Annotated in this window: 21 protein-coding genes; 11 read left to right on the forward strand and 10 right to left on the reverse strand. The window is 67.9% G+C overall.

From position 1 onward, the window contains the following. Nucleotides 1-13: 13 nt before the first annotated feature. Nucleotides 14-937, reverse strand: coding sequence for a YihY/virulence factor BrkB family protein (locus BMY35_RS17405; protein ID WP_093201497.1), 924 nt, complete (start codon nt 935-937; stop codon nt 14-16). Between the two features lie 89 nt (nt 938-1,026). Between BMY35_RS17405 and BMY35_RS17410 the strand changes: the two genes are divergently transcribed. The 4 genes from BMY35_RS17410 to BMY35_RS17425 are packed head-to-tail and all read left to right on the forward strand — an operon-like array spanning nt 1,027 to nt 3,677. Beyond that, nucleotides 1,027-1,596 carry a chromate transporter gene (locus BMY35_RS17410; RefSeq protein ID WP_093201499.1) on the forward strand — a complete coding sequence of 190 codons (570 nt, stop codon included), beginning with the start codon at nt 1,027-1,029 and terminating at the stop codon, nt 1,594-1,596. After that, complete coding sequence (locus tag BMY35_RS17415) at nt 1,593-2,192, forward strand: chromate transporter (RefSeq protein ID WP_093201501.1); 600 nt, start codon at nt 1,593-1,595, stop codon at nt 2,190-2,192. Before BMY35_RS17410 ends, BMY35_RS17415 begins: the two co-directional genes overlap by 4 nt. A gap of 34 nt (nt 2,193-2,226) precedes the next feature. After that, nucleotides 2,227-3,201, forward strand: a complete 975-nt coding sequence (locus BMY35_RS17420) for an aldo/keto reductase (RefSeq protein WP_093201504.1) — start codon at nt 2,227-2,229, stop codon at nt 3,199-3,201. After that, nucleotides 3,201-3,677, forward strand: a complete 477-nt coding sequence (locus BMY35_RS17425) for a DUF3237 domain-containing protein (protein WP_093201506.1) — start codon at nt 3,201-3,203, stop codon at nt 3,675-3,677. Before BMY35_RS17420 ends, BMY35_RS17425 begins: the two co-directional genes overlap by 1 nt. On the opposite strand, the gene BMY35_RS17430 is transcribed toward BMY35_RS17425, so the two are convergent. Beyond that, complete coding sequence (locus tag BMY35_RS17430) at nt 3,674-4,195, reverse strand: GNAT family N-acetyltransferase (RefSeq protein WP_093201509.1); 522 nt, start codon at nt 4,193-4,195, stop codon at nt 3,674-3,676. The genes BMY35_RS17425 and BMY35_RS17430 overlap by 4 nt on opposite strands. 63 nt (nt 4,196-4,258) lie before the next feature. Here BMY35_RS17430 and BMY35_RS17435 point away from each other — a divergent pair, with 63 nt between their 5' ends. From BMY35_RS17435 to BMY35_RS17440, 3 genes are all read left to right on the forward strand, one after another. After that, nucleotides 4,259-4,849 (forward strand): helix-turn-helix domain-containing protein, encoded by a 591-nt coding sequence (locus BMY35_RS17435; protein ID WP_093201512.1) that lies wholly within the window; start codon nt 4,259-4,261, stop codon nt 4,847-4,849. 126 nt (nt 4,850-4,975) lie between these two features. Next, on the forward strand, nt 4,976-5,146 hold the full coding sequence (locus BMY35_RS38320) for a hypothetical protein (RefSeq protein ID WP_019653095.1): 171 nt from the start codon (nt 4,976-4,978) through the stop codon (nt 5,144-5,146). A 95-nt stretch (nt 5,147-5,241) separates the two neighbouring features. Next, on the forward strand, nt 5,242-6,441 hold the full coding sequence (locus BMY35_RS17440) for an NAD(P)/FAD-dependent oxidoreductase (protein WP_093201514.1): 1,200 nt from the start codon (nt 5,242-5,244) through the stop codon (nt 6,439-6,441). Nucleotides 6,442-6,482: 41 nt separating this feature from the next. Here BMY35_RS17440 and rlmB read toward each other — a convergent pair whose 3' ends face one another. Genes rlmB through BMY35_RS17460 form a run of 4 tightly spaced genes read right to left on the reverse strand, consistent with a single transcriptional unit; the run spans nt 6,483 to nt 9,526 of the window. After that, nucleotides 6,483-7,229 (reverse strand): 23S rRNA (guanosine(2251)-2'-O)-methyltransferase RlmB, encoded by a 747-nt coding sequence (gene rlmB, locus BMY35_RS17445; protein ID WP_093201517.1) that lies wholly within the window; start codon nt 7,227-7,229, stop codon nt 6,483-6,485. A gap of 45 nt (nt 7,230-7,274) precedes the next feature. Beyond that, the gene (locus BMY35_RS17450; protein WP_093201520.1) at nt 7,275-8,258 is read right to left on the reverse strand and encodes a hypothetical protein; all 984 of its coding nucleotides are present in this window, start codon (nt 8,256-8,258) and stop codon (nt 7,275-7,277) included. 4 nt (nt 8,259-8,262) lie between these two features. Continuing rightward, nucleotides 8,263-8,757: a hypothetical protein gene (locus BMY35_RS17455; protein ID WP_093201522.1), complete on the reverse strand. Its 495-nt coding sequence runs from the start codon at nt 8,755-8,757 to the stop codon at nt 8,263-8,265. Nucleotides 8,758-8,815: 58 nt separating this feature from the next. Further along, nucleotides 8,816-9,526, reverse strand: a complete 711-nt coding sequence (locus BMY35_RS17460; RefSeq protein ID WP_093201525.1) for an ABC transporter ATP-binding protein — start codon at nt 9,524-9,526, stop codon at nt 8,816-8,818. Between the two features lie 36 nt (nt 9,527-9,562). On the opposite strand from BMY35_RS17460, the gene BMY35_RS17465 reads away from it, so the two are divergent. Continuing rightward, nucleotides 9,563-10,213: an arylesterase gene (locus BMY35_RS17465; protein ID WP_256228706.1), complete on the forward strand. Its 651-nt coding sequence runs from the start codon at nt 9,563-9,565 to the stop codon at nt 10,211-10,213. A 59-nt stretch (nt 10,214-10,272) separates the two neighbouring features. Here the strand turns inward: BMY35_RS17465 and BMY35_RS17470 are convergent, their stop codons facing one another. After that, nucleotides 10,273-10,476, reverse strand: a complete 204-nt coding sequence (locus BMY35_RS17470; protein WP_093052173.1) for a hypothetical protein — start codon at nt 10,474-10,476, stop codon at nt 10,273-10,275. 115 nt (nt 10,477-10,591) lie between these two features. Next, the gene (locus BMY35_RS17475) at nt 10,592-11,785 is read right to left on the reverse strand and encodes a PLP-dependent transferase (RefSeq protein WP_093201527.1); all 1,194 of its coding nucleotides are present in this window, start codon (nt 11,783-11,785) and stop codon (nt 10,592-10,594) included. A 134-nt stretch (nt 11,786-11,919) separates the two neighbouring features. Between BMY35_RS17475 and BMY35_RS17480 the strand changes: the two genes are divergently transcribed. The 3 genes from BMY35_RS17480 to BMY35_RS17490 all read left to right on the forward strand — a co-directional run bounded on the left by BMY35_RS17480 (nt 11,920) and on the right by BMY35_RS17490 (nt 13,726). Next, nucleotides 11,920-12,330 carry a GFA family protein gene (locus BMY35_RS17480; protein ID WP_093201530.1) on the forward strand — a complete coding sequence of 137 codons (411 nt, stop codon included), beginning with the start codon at nt 11,920-11,922 and terminating at the stop codon, nt 12,328-12,330. A gap of 11 nt (nt 12,331-12,341) precedes the next feature. Further along, a complete protein-coding gene (locus tag BMY35_RS17485; protein ID WP_093201533.1) occupies nt 12,342-13,181 on the forward strand; it encodes a helix-turn-helix domain-containing protein in 840 nt (279 codons plus the stop codon). Between the two features lie 95 nt (nt 13,182-13,276). Continuing rightward, nucleotides 13,277-13,726, forward strand: coding sequence for a VOC family protein (locus tag BMY35_RS17490; RefSeq protein ID WP_093201536.1), 450 nt, complete (start codon nt 13,277-13,279; stop codon nt 13,724-13,726). A 21-nt stretch (nt 13,727-13,747) separates the two neighbouring features. Here the strand turns inward: BMY35_RS17490 and BMY35_RS17495 are convergent, their stop codons facing one another. Further along, nucleotides 13,748-14,272 (reverse strand): phosphoribosyltransferase, encoded by a 525-nt coding sequence (locus BMY35_RS17495; protein ID WP_093201538.1) that lies wholly within the window; start codon nt 14,270-14,272, stop codon nt 13,748-13,750. A gap of 26 nt (nt 14,273-14,298) precedes the next feature. Next, nucleotides 14,299-15,630, reverse strand: coding sequence for an adenylosuccinate synthase (locus tag BMY35_RS17500; protein ID WP_093201541.1), 1,332 nt, complete (start codon nt 15,628-15,630; stop codon nt 14,299-14,301). Nucleotides 15,631-15,645 lie beyond the last annotated feature (15 nt).

Below are 15,645 nucleotides of genomic sequence, written 5' to 3' on the forward strand. Positions count from 1 at the left end.
AAGACAGCGACGCTCACTCGTCGTTGTGCGGCAGCGGCACCTCGCGCGTGGGCGAGGGGTTCAGCTCGGCGATGCCCTTGGTGTCCTTCATCGAGCCGTAGGTGCGCGCGTAGACCCAGGTGAACTCCGCGCCCAGCAGGAAGATCTGCGCTGAGTAGTACACCCACACAAGCACCACTACCAGCGAGCCCGCAGCGCCGTAGCCCGAGGCCACGCTGCTCTTGCCGATGTACAGGCCGATCAGGTGCTTGCCCACGGTAAAGAGCAGCGCCGTCACCGCCGCGCCCACCCACACGTCGCGCCACTGCACCTTGGCGCGCGGCATGATCTTGTAGATCATCGCGAAGATCGCCGTCACCATCGCGAAGCTGAAGACGAAGTTGACGAGCTGCGCCGTCGTCTCCCACGCGCCGAACACCGGCGACCACCACTTGCCCAACGCCGCGAGCCCGGCGCTCGCAACCAGCGACACCATGAGCAGGAAGCCGATGCCCATGATCATGCTGAACGACAGCAGCCGCACGCGCAGCATGTTGAACAGGCCCTTGTTCTTGACGCGGGCCGGCGCGCGCCAGATGCGGTCCAGCGCGTCCTGCAGTTCGCCGAAGACGGTGGTGGCGCCCACCACCACCAGGCCGATGCCGATCACCGTGGCCACGATGCCCTCGGCCGGCTTGTTGACGGCCTTCAGCATGCCCTGCACCGCCGCCGCGCCCTGCTCGCCCATCAGGCCCGAGAGCTGGGCGAAGATCTCGCCGCGCGCGGCCTCCTGCCCGAAGACCAGCCCGGCCACCGCGATCACGATCAGCAGCAGCGGCGCGATCGAGAACACCGTGTAGTAGGCCAGTGCGGCGCCCATGCTCGGGGCATAGTCGTTCGACCACGAATTGAAGGCCCGGCGGCAGAGATCGAAGAGCGCGCGCAGTTGCGTGACCATGCTGGAATGTCCTCCGTGAAGCGGCCGGGCACTGCGCTGTCGCTGCGGTGCCCGGCGTGTTGAAAGCATGCCTACGATAATCGCTCGACATGCAACCGTCTCCCCCCGCAGCCCACCCGCAGTCGCCGCGCGACCTTTTCGTCTCGTTCACCTGGCTTGCACTGCAGGGCTTCGGTGGCGTGCTGGCCATCGTCCAGCGCGAGATGGTCGAGAAGAAGAAATGGCTCACTCCCGAGCAGTTCCTCGAGGACTGGGCCGTGGCGCAGGTGATGCCGGGGCCCAACGTGATCAACCTCGCCCTGATGATCGGCGACCGCTACTTCGGCCTGCGTGGCGCGCTGGCCGCAGTGGCTGGCATGCTGACCATTCCGCTGGTGGTGATCCTCGCGCTGGCCGTGCTGTATGCGCACTACGCCGGCAACCCTCAGGTGGCTGCCGCGCTGCGGGGCATGGGGGCGGTGTCCGGCGGGCTCATCGCCGCCACGGGCATCAAGCTGGTGCCGCAGCTGCGCAAGCACCCACTGGGCTTCACGACCTGCCTGGTCTTCATGGCGCTGGTCTTCGTGGCCATCGCGGTGCTGAAGATTCCGCTCGGCTGGGTGCTGCTGGTGGTCGGCGGCGTGGCCTGCATCTGGACCTGGAAGAGGATCGCCCCATGACCATCGTCATGCAGTGGCACGACTGGCTGGCCCTCTTCGGGCAGTACATGCTGCTGTCGCTGCTGTCGATCAGCGGCGCCATCACCACGGTGCCCGACATGCACCGCTATCTCGTCTCGCAGCACGGCTGGCTCACCGACGCGCAGTTCAGTTCCTCGGTCGCCATCGCGCAGGCGGCGCCCGGGCCCAACGTGCTGTTCGTGGCGCTGATGGGCTGGAACGTGGGCCTCAACGCGGGTGGCGGCATCGGCGCGGGGCCTCACGCTTGGGTGCTCGGCCTCTTCGGCCTGATGGTCACGATGCTGGGCATCATGCTGCCGAGCACCACCCTCACCTACTTCGCCACCCGCTGGGGCCACCGCAACCGCACGCGCCGCGAGGTACGCGCCTTCAAGCAGGGCATGGCGCCCGTGGTGGTCGGACTGCTGATCGCCACCGGCTGGGTGCTGGCGGCCGGAAACCATGCCGGCGATGCGCCCGCGTGGCACCTGTGGCTGCTGACCGGCGCCGCCGCGCTTATCGTCTGGCGCACGCGCATCCACCTGCTCTGGCTGCTCGGCGCCGGCGCGGTGCTGGGCGCCGTGGGCTTCGTCTGATCCTTCCCTTCCCTTTCATCAGGAACACATCGACATGTCGCAACTTCGCCCGCTCGGCCGCTCCGGCCTCCAGGTTTCCCCGCTCGCCTTCGGCGGCAACGTGTTCGGCTGGACCGTCGACGAGGCCGCCTCGTTCAAGCTGCTCGACGCCTGGCTGGACGCGGGCTTCAACTTCGTCGACACCGCGGACGTGTACTCGGCATGGGTGCCGGGCCACACCGGTGGAGAGTCGGAAACCATCATCGGCAAGTGGCTCAAGCAAAGCGGCAAGCGCAACCGCGTGGTACTGGCCACCAAGGTCGGCAAGCCCATGGGCGAAGGCAAGGTGGGCCTTGCGCCCAAGTACATCCGCGAAGCCGTCGAGGCCTCGCTCAAGCGCCTGCAGACGGACCACATCGACCTCTACCAGTCGCACGACGACGATGCCAATACGCCGCTGGAGGAATCGCTCGGCGCCTTCGACGACCTGATCAAGCAGGGCAAGGTGCGCGCCATCGGCGCGTCGAACTACACGGCGCCGCGCCTGGCCGAGGCGCTCGACGTGTCGGAGCGCCTGGGCATCGCCCGCTACGAGAGCCTGCAGCCGCTGTACAACCTGTACGACCGCGCCGTATTCGAGGACGCGCTGGAGCCGCTGTGCATCAAGCGCGAAGTGGGCGTGATCAACTTCTACGCGCTGGCCGCCGGCTTCCTCACGGGCAAGTACCGCACCGAGGCCGATGCCGCCAAGAGCCCGCGCGGCGCCAACACCACCAAGAAGTACCTCAACGAACGCGGCCTGCGCATCCTCGATGCGCTCGACAAGGTCGCCCAGCAGTACAACGCCAAGCCGGGCCAGGTCGCCATCGCATGGCAGATCGCGCGACCGGGCGTGACTGCGCCCATCGCCAGCGCGACCTCCATCGCGCAGCTCGAGGAACTCGTGGTCGCGACGCAGCTGAAGCTCGACGCGGGCACCATCGAAATGCTCGACCGCGCCAGCGCCGAGACGGCGAAGCCCGCGGCCTGATGAGCGTGTTCGACGCCATCGCGGCGCCCACGCTGGAGCACTTCGTCGACCTGCGCGTCGAGGTGGGCGTGCCGCAGGTCATGGGCAATGGCCCGCGCGGGCTGCGCCGCGTGGTGCCGATCACCGGCGGCGAGGCCATCGGCCACGGCTGGCGGGCTCGCGTGCTGCCCGGCGGCAGCGACTTCCAGCTGATCGTGAGCGACACGCTCTCCGAACTCGACGCGCGCTACAGCCTCGAGACCGACGCAGGCGACCTGGTCTACGTGCAAAACAGCGCCCTGCGTTCGGCCTCGCCCGAAACGATGGCCAGGCTGCTGCGCGGCGAGCCGGTCGATCCGTCACAGGTGTACTTCCGCTGCAGCCCGCGCTTCGAGACCGCCTCGGCCTCGCTGAAGTGGATCAACGAGCGCATGTTCACCGGGGCCGGCGTGCGCCACCCGGCCGAGGTGGTGATGCGCTTCTTCGTCCTGAACTAGCCGTCGACCGGGTTCAATGGCGTCGCAAGGATGCGCTGGTAAAAAGCCACGTCGAGCCAGCGCCCGAACTTGAAGCCGGCTTGCCGCACCGTGCCCGAGTGCTCGAAACCCAGGCGCTCGTGCAGCGCGATGCTGCCGGCGTTGGCGGCGTCGATGGCGCCGACCATCACGTGCACGTCGCGCTTCACGGCCTCCTCGATGATCGCTTCCATCAGCGTGCGGCCCAGGCCCGCGCCGCGATGCGCGCTGTCCACGTAGACCGAGTGCTCCACCGTGTACTTGTAGGCGGGAAAGGCGCGGAAGGTGCCGTAGCTCGCGAAGCCCAGCAGCTTGCCGCTGTCGTCCTCCGCGCCGATCACCGGGAAGCCGTTGGCGCGCTTGGTGGCGAACCACGTGACCATGTTCTCGGCGTTGCGCGGCTTGTAGTCGTACAGGGCGGTGGAAGTGACGATGGCCTCGTTGAGGATGGCCAGGATCGCGGCGGAGTGGGCTTCTTCGGTGCAGGAGATGAGACGCATGGTGCGGTTCCTCGTTCGGGTTTCGTTGAAATTTCGTTCAATATAGGAGAATAATAATCTCATATGAGAAACGATTCATCTCCCGTCGACACCCCGGGTCCGAACATCGACATGCTCATCGCCACCCGGCTGCTGGCATTGAGGCAGGCGCAGGGGCTGAGCCTCGCCGACCTGGCCGAGCGTTCGGGCGTGAGCAAGGCCATGATTTCCAAGGTGGAACGCGCCCAGAGCAGTCCCACCGCCGTGCTGCTGGGAAAGCTGGCGGCCGGGCTCGGCGTGGCGCTGGCGCAGCTGCTGACCGAGGAGAAAGCGCAGCCGAAGCGACTGCGCACGCGCGCCGGGCAGGAGGTCTGGCGCGACCCGCAAGCGGGCTATCTGCGGCGTCAGGTCGCCGAGCGCCAGGCGGGCAGCGGCGTCGAGATGGTCGAGATCGAACTGCCGCGTTCGGCGCAGGTCGACTACCCGCGATGGAGCGGCAAGCCGTATCGCCAATGCCTGTGGATGCTCGAAGGCGAACTGCGGGTGGACTACGGCGACGAGCGCTTCGAGCTCGCACCGGGAGACTGCCTCGACTTCGGAGTCGACCGTCCACTGGTCTTCAAGGCGCTGGGGCGCGGTGCCTGCCGCTATCTGCTGGTGGCGAGCCCGGAATAGGCGGCGCACGGGGGCGGCGTACCCCCGAGGTAGGCAAGCTCCCACATTCACATTCGGCGCGCACCGGTGCTGCGGGCGGCGCCGGCCGGAATACTGCAAGACATCTCGACTTCCGGAGGAACGACGATGTCTTTCGCGCTCTACATGATCGGTTTCCTGATTTTCCTGGCCGGCGTCGCCTGGGGTGCCTCGGTGGCCGGCGTGCCCACGCTTTACATCGGCATCGGCGCGGTGATCCTGCTGGGTATCGGCATCTTCAGCGCGGTGGGCCGCACGCGCGGCAAGGACCCTTCCTGAGTTCACGCGGGCTTCACGCCGCCCGCACAGAGGGTCGCTAACTTCGCAGCGCGCATCGCGAGAGGCGGTGCGCGTTGCTTCAAGTCAGCGGCCCCATGCATACATCTCCAACCTTCTTTTCCCCGCTTCTTCCCTCCGCCTCTTCGGCGGCGCCCGCACCGGCCTCTGCTGCCGGCAACGGCATGGGCCATCTCAAGGTCGATTTGCTCGTCGTCGGCGCCAGCTTCGCGGGCCTCGCCTGTGCCCGGGCGGCGGCGCTCGCTGGCCTCAGCGTGATGGTGCTGGAGAAGAAGACCGCGGCCGGCGCCAAGCTGCACACCACCGGCATCATCGTCAAGGACGCGGTCGACAGCGTGCCCTGGCTGGCCGAGGTGCCGCCCGCGCTGGTGCGCCGCATCGAGGGCGTGCGGCTCTACGCCCCCGACATGCATCACGTCGACCTGCATGCGCCCGGCTACTGGTTCTGGGCCACCGACGCGCCCGCCCTGCTCGACTGGATGGTCGATTCGACCCGCGCCTGCGGCGTCGACGTGCGGCTGGGCATGCTGTTCGAGCAGGCCCTGTGGCTCGACGGCCGCTGGGAAGTGCCGCTGACGCACGGCCCCTGCATCACGGCTACCTACCTCGTGGGCGCGGACGGCCCGCACTCGCGCGTCGCCAAGGCACTGGGCCTGTCGCGCAACACGCGCTTTCTCTACGGCGTGGAGCACGAATACCAGGGCGCAAGGATGGCGCCCGACCTGCTGCACTGCTTCATCGACCGCAAGCTCGCGCCCGGCTACATCGGCTGGGCGCTCGAAGGGGTCGGCGTGAGCCAGATCGGGCTGGCGCGCCGCATGGTGCACGACGATGCGGGCGCGCTGAGGCTCGAACCGCTGCTGCGCAAGATCGCCCCGGTGGTCACGCCCGGCGACGCGCCGCCCGTCGCGGTGCGCGCGGGAATGATCCCCTGCGGCGGCGTGCTGCCGGTGGTGGCGCGCGAAGGGGCGCTGCTGGTGGGCGATGCAGCGGGCATGGTGTCGCCGGTGACCGCCGGCGGCATCCACACGGCCCTTCTGCACGGGCAAGGCGCCGGCGAGGCCGTGGCGCGCTTCGTGCGCGGCGAGGTCGGCGACCCGGCCACGTGGTTCGTGCGCGGCTACCCGGGCTTCAGGCTCAAGCGCACGCTGCGCTGGGCCTTCGATCATTTCCAGAACGACTGGATGTTCAACCGCCTGCTGGGCACGCCGCCGATGCGGCGCATGGCGGAACTCGTCTACTTCCACCGCAAGGGCAGGTCGCTGCCCCGGGGCTAGGAAAGAACCGGAAAAGAGTCAGGAAAGAGCAGAGAAAGAGATCAGGCGCTGCGCTGACGCAGTGCCTCGTAGAGGCAGACACCGCTGGCCACCGAGACGTTCAGGCTCTCGACCGCGCCGGCCATCGGGATGCTCACCAGCTCGTCGCAGGTCTTGCGCGTGAGCTGCCGCATGCCCTCGCCCTCGGCGCCCAGCACCAGCGCCAGCGGGCGCTTGAAGTCGCTCTGGTAGATGGTGCCCGGCGCGTCGTCGCTGGTACCCACGCACCAGATGTTGCGCTCCTTGAGCTCGTTGAGGGTGCGCGCGAGATTCGTGACCATGAAGTACGGCACCGTCTCGGCCGCACCGCTCGCCACCTTGGCCACGGTGGCGTTGATGCCGGCCGCGTGGTCCTTGGGGGCGATGACCGCGTGCGCGCCGGCGCCGTCGGCCACGCGCAGGCAGGCGCCGAGGTTGTGCGGATCGGTCACGCCGTCGAGCACCAGCAGCAGGGGCACGGTGCCGGCCTCTTCGAGGCCTTCGAGCAGTTCGTCGAGAGAGCGGACCTGGGCCACGGGCTCGACCCGCGCCACCACGCCCTGGTGGCCGTGGCTGCCGCTGAGCTTGGAGAGCCGCGCGCCGTCGGCCTCGATGAGTCGCACGCCGGTTTCCTGCGCTCGCGCGAGGAACTGTTTCATGCGCGCGTCGCGCCGGCTGGCGTCGAACAACACTTCGAGCACCGACTTCGGCGCGGTCTTGAGGCGCACGCCCACGGCATGGAAGCCGAAGATCACTTTGGGGGAAGACATCCGTGGATTATCCCTGCCCCCTCGGGGCCGGCCCGCCGTGCGCGTTCAGGCGATCGGCAGGCCGCTGAGCGCGCGGGTGCGCTCGTCGTGCAGTTCCTGCACTGCCAGCGCGTTCGGATGCACTTTCGCAGCGTTTCCCACGCTCTCCAGGTACTGGCAGGCGGCGTGGCCCTGGGCGGCCTTTTCATAGCGGGCGATCCAGGCGTCGCGCGCGGGCAGCTTCTCGGGCGATACCGGCCACACGCCCGGCTGGGGCCGCATGTGGTCGCCGATGCCCACGCGCCAAGGCTTGGCGCTCACGCGGGCGCGAAAGCAGTTCTGGTTGCGGCACATGCGTGCGTAGACCTTGTCGACGCCCAGCGCATGGAAGCAATCGGCCACCGCGGTAGCGGCCGGGTCGAAGACGTCGTGCATCGCCAGCAAACGAAAGCCCGCGGGGGTGCGGTAGATACGCAGATGCCAGTCGGGATGCTGCTGCATGAAACGTGCGATGCGCTCCGCCGCCCGCTTCTCGGGTGCGGGGTTGCCGCTGTGCTCGCCGCGCTTCTTGCGCTGGCCGATGACCCACGCCACGACGAAGACCACGATGCCCGCGATCAGCCCGCCCAGCCAGGTCCTGGCGGCCCAGCCGCCGACCACGCCGGCGATCAGCGCCGGAACGAGCGCGAAGCCGAACACGCTGCCGCGCAGGGGCTCCTCGAAGTCGATGTCGACGAACAGCACGTCGGGCGTGTTGAGGCAGCGCGCGCCGTAGGTGTTGCGCGTGATGACGGTGTCGCCCTGGCGCTCGACGATTTCCTCGCGGATCGGCACGCCGTCGGCGCCGTTGTAGGGCATCTTGCGCTCGCGGAGTTCGAGCTTCTCACCCTTGTGGACGATGCGGTCGAAGGCTTCGCGGGTGCGCTGGTCGGCGTGCGCCTGCGCGGCCACGGGACTCTCGTCGGACCAGCCGTAGCGGCGCACGGTGACCTGCTTGCCGGCCACGCGCTCCTGGACGCGGCCTTCGGCCCAGAACTGGGGAACAATCATCGCCTCAGGCCTTTCCGCCGAACAGCAGCCAGACCAGGACCGCCGCGAGCAGGATGATCAGGATCGGCAGCCACTTGTAGCCGTCGCCCTGCACGCGGCCCGGCTCGGCCATCGGGCGCCGGGGCATGTGCTGGGTCAGCGGGCCGAAGCTGCCGAGCGCGGGGTCGTCGTGGTTGTCGACCAGCCGCTTGGCGGCCGACAGGCTCAGCCCGGTGGCTTCGCGCGTGAGGCGGATGGCCTCCATCTTGTTGCCCTGCGCCAGGGCAGCGAGCGCGGTGGACGGCATCGATGCGAAGCCGCGATCCTGCATGGCCGCGGTGGGAACGCAGCGTCCGCCTTCGTTGTCGTCCTCTCCTCTTTCCAGCCGGTCGGCATACCGGTCCACAGCTTCCTTGGCCGACTTGAGGTCCACGCCCGTGCGGCTGCGCACGATCTTGATGGCCTCGATCATCCTGCCGCGCTGCAGCGCCAGGACGGCGTCGGGCGGAAGCTCCTCCATGAATATCTCCTCGAAAGTGACGGGCGCTTTATTTATGTTTCATAGCTTATTGCGCTTGTCAGGCGGGCGCCAGAGCCACTTTTTCATTAAGAGCGACGCGCCCGGCCTCGATGGTGATACGTCGTTCGCAACGCGCCGCGATGCCCCGGTCGTGGGTGACGAGCACGAGCGTGGTGCCGAGCTCGCGGTTCAGGTCGAACATCAGCTGCATGACCTGCTCGCCGGTGGCGAAGTCGAGGCTGCCGGTGGGCTCGTCGGCCAGCAGCAGCGCCGGCTGGACGACGAAGGCGCGGGCCAGCGCCACGCGCTGCTGTTCGCCGCCGGAGAGCACTTTCGGGTAGTGCCCGAGCCGCTGGCCCAGGCCGACGCGGCCGAGCATTTCGGTGGCGGCCTTGCGGGCATCCTTGCGGTTGGCCGTTTCCAGCGGAAGCATCACATTCTCGAGTGCCGTGTAGTTGGCCAGCAATTGAAAGCTCTGGAACACGAATCCGACATGGCGGCCTCGCAGGGCGGCGCGCTCGTCCTCGTTCATCGCGAAGATGTCTTCACCCGCTATGCGCACCGTGCCGCGCGTGGGCGTGTCCAGCCCCGCGATGATCGACAGCAGCGTGCTCTTGCCGGAGCCCGAGGCGCCGACGATGGCGGCGGTTTCCCGCGCGCCGAGGGTGAAATCGATGTCCTGCAGAATGTCCAGCGTGCCTGTCGAATCGGTGACGGACTTGAACACATGCTCGACGGCGACAATGGCATCAGACGGGGGTTGGGACATGGAAAGGCTCTGGTTTTGAATCGACGTGACTTTATCTTGACCACCACCGCGCTCGGCGGCGCGGGGCTATGGACGACCGCGGCACAGGCCCAGGCTCAGTCCCAGACATCTTCGTCTTCGGGCAAGCCGGTGATCCTGGTGCTCGGCGATTCGCTGAGCGCAGAGTACGGCCTCAAGCGCGGCGAAGGCTGGGTACCCTTGCTCGAAAAAAGGCTTGCGCAGCAGAAGGTCGCGGCCACCGTGGTCAACGCCAGCATCAGCGGCGACACCAGTTCCGGCGGGCGCGCACGTTTCGCGCCGCTGCTCGCGCAGCACAAGCCCAGCCTCGTGGTGCTCGAGCTCGGCGCCAACGACGCCCTGCGCGGCCTGCCGCTCACCGACACCGAGAACAACCTGATGCAGATCACCAAGGCGGCCCAGGCTGCGGGCGCGAAGGTGCTGATCGTCGGCATCCAGGTGCCTCCGAACTACGGCGGCGACTACACGCGGCGCTTCGAGGCGGTGTTCTCCAAGGTGGCCGAGGCGACCAAGTCGGGGCTGGTGCCCTTCCTGCTCAAGGGCGTGGCCGACGCGCCCGATGCGCTCTCGCTGTTCCAGGCCGACCGCATCCACCCTACGGCGGCCGCGCAGCCTCGACTGCTCGACAACGTCTGGCCCGAGCTGCGCAAGCTCCTGCCGAAGCAATGAAAAAAGCCGCCGCGGGCGCAGGCCCGCAGCGGCTTTTTGATTGGCACGCCAGAAGCGAATCAACCGTTCTTGGTAGGCAACTCGGGAACCGTGGGGGGATCGCGTTCGAGCGAAGCCACATCGGTCTCCGGGTCTCCAGGAGCCAGGCCGTCGCTGCTCGGATTGAGTTTGCGGTTCGCCTTTTCCCGGAGCTTTTCTTCCTTCTTTTTCTTCTTGGCCAGCTCTTTCTGGCGCTTCTCGTAGCCGTAGTTGGGTGTTGCCACTGCTTCTCCTTAGGCGCGGCAGTCAGGGTGACTGCACGTGGCCTACTGTAAGCGATAACGGTGCAGTCCCGGGAGGGTACCCCACGACGCGCCCCGGGCCATGGGAAGCGGTTTATTACATCCGGGCCAGGGCCTGCTGCAGATCGGCGCGCAGGTCGTCGACGTCCTCCAGGCCGATGGAAAAACGCACGAGCGTTCCCTTGTAGGGCCAGCGCGCCACGCTGGCGTCGCGCATCAGGCCGATGTCGTAGGGCACGACGAGACTGATCGGCCCGCCCCACGAGTAGCCGAGGCGGAACAGCTGCAGGCTGTCGCAGAAGCGGTCGACCTGCTCGGTGCTGTAGCGCTCGTCGAACACCACCGAGAACAGCCCGGCGGCCAGGTTGGTTTCACCGCAGAGCGCACGCCAGTGGACATGGCCCGGCGAGTCCTCGAGCGCGGGATGCAGCACCTGCGCGATCTCCTCGCAGCCGTTGAGCCAGCCTGCCAGTTCGCGCGCCGCGCGGTCGTGCGCGGCATAGCGCAGCGCGATGCTCGGAAGCGAACGCAGCAGCGTCTCGACGTCGCCCACGCCGATGCCGAAGCCCATGCGCATGTGGGTGAGCTTGAGCGCGCGGTGCAGGCGCTCGTCGCGGGTGGTCACGCTGCCCATGAGCACGTCGCCACCGCCGCTGGGGTACTTGGTGAGCGCATGCACGGAGATGTCGACGCCCTGCCCGCTGCCGTTGAAATCGAAGGGCGCGAAGGCCAGGCCGGCGCCCCAGGTGTTGTCCAGCGCGGTCATCACGCCGCGTGCGCGGCAGATGTTCACCAGCGCGGGCAGGTCGGGGAATTCCATGGTCACCGAGCCCGCCGCCTCGACCCACACCAGCCGCGTGCGATCCGACAGCTTGGCCGCGAGGTCGGCCGGGTTCATCGCGTCGTACAGGCGATGGGTGATGCCGAAGTTCGCCAGCTCGCCGGTGGCCAGCGCCTTGTTCGGGCCGTAGGCGTTGTCGGGGATCAGCACCTCGTCGCCCGTCTTCAGGAAGGCGAACGAGACCAGCGAGATGGCCGCGAGCCCGCTGGGCACGAGCAGGCATTCGGTGCCGCCTTCGAGCGTGGCCAGGCGCTCCTCCAGCGTGAAGGTGGTGGGCGTGCCGTGCAGGCCGTAGGTGTAGCCGGCCTTGGTGCGCCAGTCGCGCGCGCGCATGGCGGCCACGTCGGCGAAGAACACGGTCGACGCCTTGAACACGCCGGGCTGCGGCGCGGCGAAGGTTGCGGGCGGAACGTAGGGGTGGTGGATCAGGGTCGTGGAGGGCTTGCTCATGTGCAGATGCTAGTGGATCGAATCCGGGGCCTGCCGCTCAGGCCTGCCTGCGGCGCTTTCTGCGGCGACGGAGCCCCGATTTGCGCGCGGTCCATGCCCTTGCCAGAATCCGGCAACCAAGCTGGAACCTGCGAATGACCCTGACCGGTGGCTGCCTCTGCGGTGCGTTGCGATTCGAGATCGACGGGCCGGTGCGCATACGCGGGCTCTGCCTGTGCCGGACCTGCCAGAAAGTTTCGGGAGGCGCCGGCAACCTGTTCGTGGGCCTGGAGGCTGCGGCCTTCCGATACACCCGCGGCGAGCCGCGCAGATTCGCCCGCGCGGACGCGTCCGACGCACCGGCGCGCGAGTTCTGCGCCGAATGCGGCGTGCATGTGGCCTCCCGTTCGCCCAAGGCCCCCGGTGGCTTGATCGTCAAGGTAGGTGCGCTGGATGACCCCGGCGCCTTCGGGAAGGCCGACATGGTGTTCTGGACGCAGGAGAAGCAGGCCTTCCACCACCTGCCCGAGGACGCGACCATCTTCGAACGGCTCCCGGGCCGATAGATAGGGACAGCATGCAGCTGACACGCCTGCCCTCCCCGCGCCTTCGACCCTTCGTCCGGCTGATGTGGGCCTCTGCGCCCGCAGGGGAACCCGTCGAGCGACCGGGCGCGCGCGAGCATGTGCTGCCCACGGGCGGCATGCATCTCGTGTTCCGGCTCGGCGGTCCTCCGCTGCGTCTTTTCCGGAACGGCGCGGATGCCGATGGCTTCACCGTGGGCCACGCCATGGTGGGCGGCGCCCGCTCCGCCTTCTTCGTGCGCGACGTGTCGATCCAGACACACTCGGTCGGCGTGATGCTGCACCCGGGTGCGGCGCGGGCGCTGCTCGGTGCCCCCGAAGACGCATTGGCCGAATGCCACACGCCGCTCGATGCGCTCTGGGGCGCCGACGCGGGCTTCGCGCTCGAACAGCTCCAGGGTGCGACCTCCCTGGAGCACCAGCTTGCGATCCTCGAGGCCCTGCTGAGTGCGCGCCTGGCCGCTCGCGCCATGCATGGCCTGCACCCTGCGGTGGCACAGGCGCTGGCGAGCCTGTCCAGCGCCGACGACGACGGGCAGGCAGTTGCCATCCGCGAACTGGTGAAGCAAAGCGGCTACAGCCACCGCCGCTTCATCGAGCTGTTCCGCGGCATGACGGGCATCGCGCCCAAGCAGTACACGCGCATGCTGCGTTTCGATCGCGTGCTGGGACAGTTCGTGCTGGACCCAGCCCGGCCCTGGGTCGAGCTGGCGCTGGAGGCCGGCTACAGCGACCAGGCGCACTTCAATCGCGAGTTCCTTGCGATCGCCGGCATGTCGCCCCAGGCCTATCGGCGCGCGGCGCCTGCGTCTTCACGGCACGTGCAGATCTGACCGGGCTGCGCGTCGGCAAGGTCAAATTCGTTCAAGACCCGAAGCGTCGCGAATTCCAGAATCGCGCCCATCTCAACTGAAGGGACAACAAGGCCATGGCCATCCACGAACTGTTTCCGTACCTCTGCGTCCACGACGCCAAGGCAGCCATCGAGTTCTATTGCAAGGTCTTCGAGGTGAAAGAGATCTTCCGCCTGACCGAGCCGAGCGGCCGCATCGGCCACGCGGAGCTGGACTTCCACAACGGCGCGATCCTGATGATCTCGGAGGAGTTCGCCGAATTCGGCATCCTCAGCGCGAAGACGCTGGGCAACACGTCCGTCTCGCTGCACCTGCACGTGGACGATGCCGACGCGGTGGTGGCGCGCGCGGTCGCCGCCGGCGCCACGCTGGACATGGCGCCGCAGGACCAGTTCTATGGGGAACGCTCCGGCGTCTTCCATGACCCCTTCGGCCATCGCTGGAACGTGGGGCACAGCATCGAGAAGCTGACGCCGGAGGAAATGCAGCGGCGCTACACCGCCATGTTCACCGACGCCGGGTAGGCCGGCGCCAGTGTGGCCGGATCAGACCGACCACTTCTCGAGCAGCTTCTCCGCGCCCATGGAGTCGTAGCCTTCGAAGGGCTGGTGGATCCACGGGTTGGTCGCCAGGAATTCCACCTGGTAGTCGGGCGTGAAGGTCGACAGCGCCTTGGTCCAGATCACGGCGCTGCGCAGCTCGGTGATGGGCGGGTAGTTGTTGCGCAGCATGTCCATCACGGCGTGCAGCGTGTGGCCCGAGTCGGCCAGGTCGTCCACCAGCAGCACCTTGCCGGCGATCTCGCCCTTGGGCGTGGTGATGTAGCGGGCGATGTCGAGGTGGCCCTGCACCGTGCCTGCATCGGCGCGGTACGAGCTGGTCGACATGATCGCCAGCGGCTTGTCGAAGATGCGCGAGAGCACGTCGCCGGGCCGCATGCCGCCGCGCGCCAGGCACAGGATGGTGTCGAACTGCCAGCCCGACTGGTGCACCTTGATCGCGAGCTTCTCGATCAGGTTGTGGTACTCGTCGTAGCTGACGTAGAGATGCTTGCCGTCTTCGGTCAACATGGGGTTTTCTTTTCCTCTCTCTTTGTTCAGTCGGCCAGGTAGGGGTGGCGCATCATGATCGTGTGGTCGCGATCGGGGCTCGTCGACACCATGTGGATCGGCACGCCGGTGACCTGCTCGATGCGCTGCAGGTAGAGGCGCGCATTGATCGGCAGCTTGTCGTACTGCGTGACGCCCACGGTGCTTTCGCTCCAGCCTTCGAGGGTTTCGTAGATCGGCGTGCAGCGTTCGATCTCGTCCGCGCCCATCGGCAGGATGTCGGTGGTTTCGCCGTCGAGCTCGTAGCCGGTGCACAGCTCGAGCTTCTCGAGGCCGTCCAGCACGTCGAGCTTGGTGATGCACAGGCCCGACAGGCCGTTGACCTGCGCCGAGCGCTTGAGCAGCGCGGCGTCGAACCAGCCGCAACGGCGGCTGCGGCCGGTGGTCACGCCCTTCTCGGCGCCCACGGTGCTCATGTGGTAGCCCGGGGTGCCGGGCGTGGCCCAGTCGAGTTCGGTGGGGAACGGACCGCCGCCCACGCGCGTGCAGTAGGCCTTGGTGATGCCAAGGATGTAGTGCAGCATGCCCGGGCCCACGCCCGAACCGGCGGCGGCGTTGCCGGCCACGCAGTTGCTGGAGGTGACGTACGGGTAGGTGCCGTGGTCCACGTCGAGCAGCGTGCCCTGTGCGCCTTCGAACAGCAGGTTGGCGCCGTCGCGGTTGGCGTCGTTCAGCTCGCGCGAGACGTCGGCCATCATGGGCTTGAGCAGCTCGGCGTGCTTCATCGCTTCGTTGAAGACTTCGTCGAAGTCGATGGCGGGCGCGCCCAGCACCTGGGTCAGCACGTGGTTGTGCAGCTCGAGCAGCACGCGCAGCTTGGCGGCGAAGCGCTCGGGGTGCTTCAGGTCCTGCACGCGCAGCGCGCGGCGGGCGATCTTGTCTTCGTAGGCCGGGCCGATGCCGCGGCCGGTGGTGCCGATCTTCTCGATGCCGCCCTTTTCGCGGTAGGCCTCGCGCGCGATGTCCAGCGCAGCGTGGAACGGCAGGATCAGCGGGCAGGCCTCGCTGATGCGCAGGCGCGAACGGACCTCGACGCCGGCCTTCTCCAGCCCTTCGATTTCCTCGAACAGCTTGGCGGCGGACAGCACCACGCCGTTGCCGATGTAGCACTTGACGCCGGGCCGCATGATGCCGCTCGGGATCAGGTGCAACGCGGTTTTCACACCGTTGATGACCAGCGTGTGGCCCGCGTTGTGGCCGCCCTGGAAGCGGACCACGCCCTGGGCGCTCTCCGTCAGCCAGTCGACCAGCTTGCCTTTGCCTTCGTCGCCCCACTGGGTGCCGACGACGACCACGTTTCTTCCGGTGGTTACGCTCATGCTCGTTCCATTACT

The sequence above is a fragment of the Variovorax sp. YR750 genome (assembly GCF_900109805.1).
Classification (GTDB): domain Bacteria; phylum Pseudomonadota; class Gammaproteobacteria; order Burkholderiales; family Burkholderiaceae_C; genus Variovorax; species Variovorax gossypii.

Bases quoted from the DNA above. Each gene is read 5' to 3' on its own strand.
- BMY35_RS17405 (WP_093201497.1), bottom strand. From the start codon at position 937: ATGGTCACGCAACTGCGCGCGCTCTTCGATCTCTGCCGCCGGGCCTTC.
- BMY35_RS17410 (WP_093201499.1), top strand. From the start codon at position 1,027: ATGCAACCGTCTCCCCCCGCAGCCCACCCGCAGTCGCCGCGCGACCTT.
- BMY35_RS17415 (WP_093201501.1), top strand. From the start codon at position 1,593: ATGACCATCGTCATGCAGTGGCACGACTGGCTGGCCCTCTTCGGGCAG.
- BMY35_RS17420 (WP_093201504.1), top strand. From the start codon at position 2,227: ATGTCGCAACTTCGCCCGCTCGGCCGCTCCGGCCTCCAGGTTTCCCCG.
- BMY35_RS17425 (WP_093201506.1), top strand. From the start codon at position 3,201: ATGAGCGTGTTCGACGCCATCGCGGCGCCCACGCTGGAGCACTTCGTC.
- BMY35_RS17430 (WP_093201509.1), bottom strand. From the start codon at position 4,195: ATGCGTCTCATCTCCTGCACCGAAGAAGCCCACTCCGCCGCGATCCTG.
- BMY35_RS17435 (WP_093201512.1), top strand. From the start codon at position 4,259: ATGAGAAACGATTCATCTCCCGTCGACACCCCGGGTCCGAACATCGAC.
- BMY35_RS38320 (WP_019653095.1), top strand. From the start codon at position 4,976: ATGTCTTTCGCGCTCTACATGATCGGTTTCCTGATTTTCCTGGCCGGC.
- BMY35_RS17440 (WP_093201514.1), top strand. From the start codon at position 5,242: ATGCATACATCTCCAACCTTCTTTTCCCCGCTTCTTCCCTCCGCCTCT.
- rlmB (WP_093201517.1), bottom strand. From the start codon at position 7,229: ATGTCTTCCCCCAAAGTGATCTTCGGCTTCCATGCCGTGGGCGTGCGC.
- BMY35_RS17450 (WP_093201520.1), bottom strand. From the start codon at position 8,258: ATGATTGTTCCCCAGTTCTGGGCCGAAGGCCGCGTCCAGGAGCGCGTG.
- BMY35_RS17455 (WP_093201522.1), bottom strand. From the start codon at position 8,757: ATGGAGGAGCTTCCGCCCGACGCCGTCCTGGCGCTGCAGCGCGGCAGG.
- BMY35_RS17460 (WP_093201525.1), bottom strand. From the start codon at position 9,526: ATGTCCCAACCCCCGTCTGATGCCATTGTCGCCGTCGAGCATGTGTTC.
- BMY35_RS17475 (WP_093201527.1), bottom strand. From the start codon at position 11,785: ATGAGCAAGCCCTCCACGACCCTGATCCACCACCCCTACGTTCCGCCC.
- BMY35_RS17480 (WP_093201530.1), top strand. From the start codon at position 11,920: ATGACCCTGACCGGTGGCTGCCTCTGCGGTGCGTTGCGATTCGAGATC.
- BMY35_RS17485 (WP_093201533.1), top strand. From the start codon at position 12,342: ATGCAGCTGACACGCCTGCCCTCCCCGCGCCTTCGACCCTTCGTCCGG.
- BMY35_RS17490 (WP_093201536.1), top strand. From the start codon at position 13,277: ATGGCCATCCACGAACTGTTTCCGTACCTCTGCGTCCACGACGCCAAG.
- BMY35_RS17495 (WP_093201538.1), bottom strand. From the start codon at position 14,272: ATGTTGACCGAAGACGGCAAGCATCTCTACGTCAGCTACGACGAGTAC.
- BMY35_RS17500 (WP_093201541.1), bottom strand. From the start codon at position 15,630: ATGAGCGTAACCACCGGAAGAAACGTGGTCGTCGTCGGCACCCAGTGG.